Origin of the sequence: Sediminicola luteus, assembly GCF_002514735.1 — a bacterium.
Classification (GTDB): domain Bacteria; phylum Bacteroidota; class Bacteroidia; order Flavobacteriales; family Flavobacteriaceae; genus HQA918.
The window spans coordinates 1-1,837 of record NZ_KZ300477.1; the positions used below are offsets into that span (position 1 = coordinate 1).

The window sequence follows — 1,837 nt, forward strand, 5'->3', positions numbered from 1 at the left end:
CGGCATCTACCTCGGCTTCGTATACCTTGACCGTGATACTTGCAGTATCGGTACAGTCTGGATCATCGGAACGACTCACGGTAACCGTGTAGGTCGTGGTCTCGGTCGGACTGACCTTGATCGTTCCAGTAGTGGCACCATTACTCCAGCTAAAGGTGTTGCCACCAAAGGCATGGATCGTGGTCTCCTCACCCGGACAGATAGTGGTATTCGCACAGCTTATGGAAGCACGAACATTACATTCGTCATCCTCGCAAGCATCTCCGATACCGTCGTTGTCGGCATCTTCCTGACCTGGGTTGGCCGTGGTCGGACAGTTATCACAATCGTTCGGGATACCGTCGTTATCATCGTCAGGTTCACAATCATCCGGAATACCATCGTTATCACAGTCAGGCTCTTGATCATCTGGAATACCGTCGTTGTCACAATCGGCCTCACATACATCACCGATACCATCATTGTCGGCATCTTCCTGACCTGGGTTGACCGTCTGTGGACAATTGTCACAGGCGTCACCTATACCATCGTTATCAGCATCCTCTTGGTTCAGATTGGCCGTGGTCGGACAGTTATCGCAATCGTTCGGGATACCGTCATTATCATCATCCAGCTCACAATCGTCTGGTATACCGTCGTTATCACAGTCAGGCTCCTGATCATCTGGAATGCCATCGTTATCACAATCGGCCTCACAAGCATCACCTATACCATCATTGTCGGCATCTTCCTGACCTGGATTGGCCGTCTGTGGACAGTTGTCACAGGTATCACCGATACCATCATTACCTGAATCCTCTTGGTTCGGATTGGCCGTGGTCGGACAGTTATCACAATCGTTAGGGATACCATCGTTATCATCATCGGCCTCACAAGCATCACCGATACCATCGTTGTCGGCATCTTCCTGACCTGGGTTGGCCGTCTGTGGACAGTTGTCACAGGCATCACCTACACCATCGTTGTCAGCGTCTTCCTGGTTCGGGTTTGCCGTGGTAGGACAGTTATCGCAATCGTTCGGGATACCGTCATTATCATCATCCAGCTCACAATCATCTGGGATACCATCGTTGTCACAGTCAGGCTCTTGATCATCTGGAATGCCGTCGTTATCACAATCGGCCTCACATACATCGCCGACACCATCATTGTCGGCATCTTCCTGACCTGGGTTTGCTGTGGTAGGACAATTATCGCATACATCGCCTATTCCATCATTATCTGAATCCTCTTGATTAGGATTGGCTGTTGTTGGACAGTTGTCACAATCGTTTGGAATACCGTCGTTATCGTCGTCGGCCTCACAATCGTCCGGAATACCGTCATTGTCACAGTCAGGCTCCTGATCATCTGGGATACCGTCGTTGTCACAATCGGCCTCACATACATCGCCGATACCGTCGTTGTCGGCATCTTCCTGACCTGGGTTGGCCGTCTGTGGACAATTATCACAGGCATCACCTACACCGTCGTTATCAGCGTCTTCCTGATTTGGATTAGCCGTAGTCGGACAGTTATCGCAATCGTTTGGAATGCCGTCGTTATCATCATCAGGCTCACAATCGTCTGGGATACCGTCGTTGTCACAGTCAGGTTCTTGATCATCTGGGATACCGTCGTTGTCACAATCGGCCTCACATACATCGCCGATGCCATCGTTGTCGGCATCTTCCTGACCTGGGTTGGCCGTCTGTGGACAATTATCACAGGCATCACCTACACCGTCGTTATCAGCGTCTTCCTGATTTGGATTAGCCGTAGTCGGACAGTTATCGCAATCGTTTGGAATGCCGTCGTTATCATCATCAGGCTCACAATCGTCTGGGATACCGTCGTT

1 protein-coding gene is annotated in these 1,837 nt (G+C 50.6%); it reads right to left on the bottom strand.

Features of this window, described 5'->3' with window-relative positions; translation table 11 throughout:
* Positions 1–1,837: thrombospondin type 3 repeat-containing protein (locus B7P33_RS19620; protein WP_172435855.1), on the bottom strand; the 1,837-nt coding region annotated here is incomplete at both ends.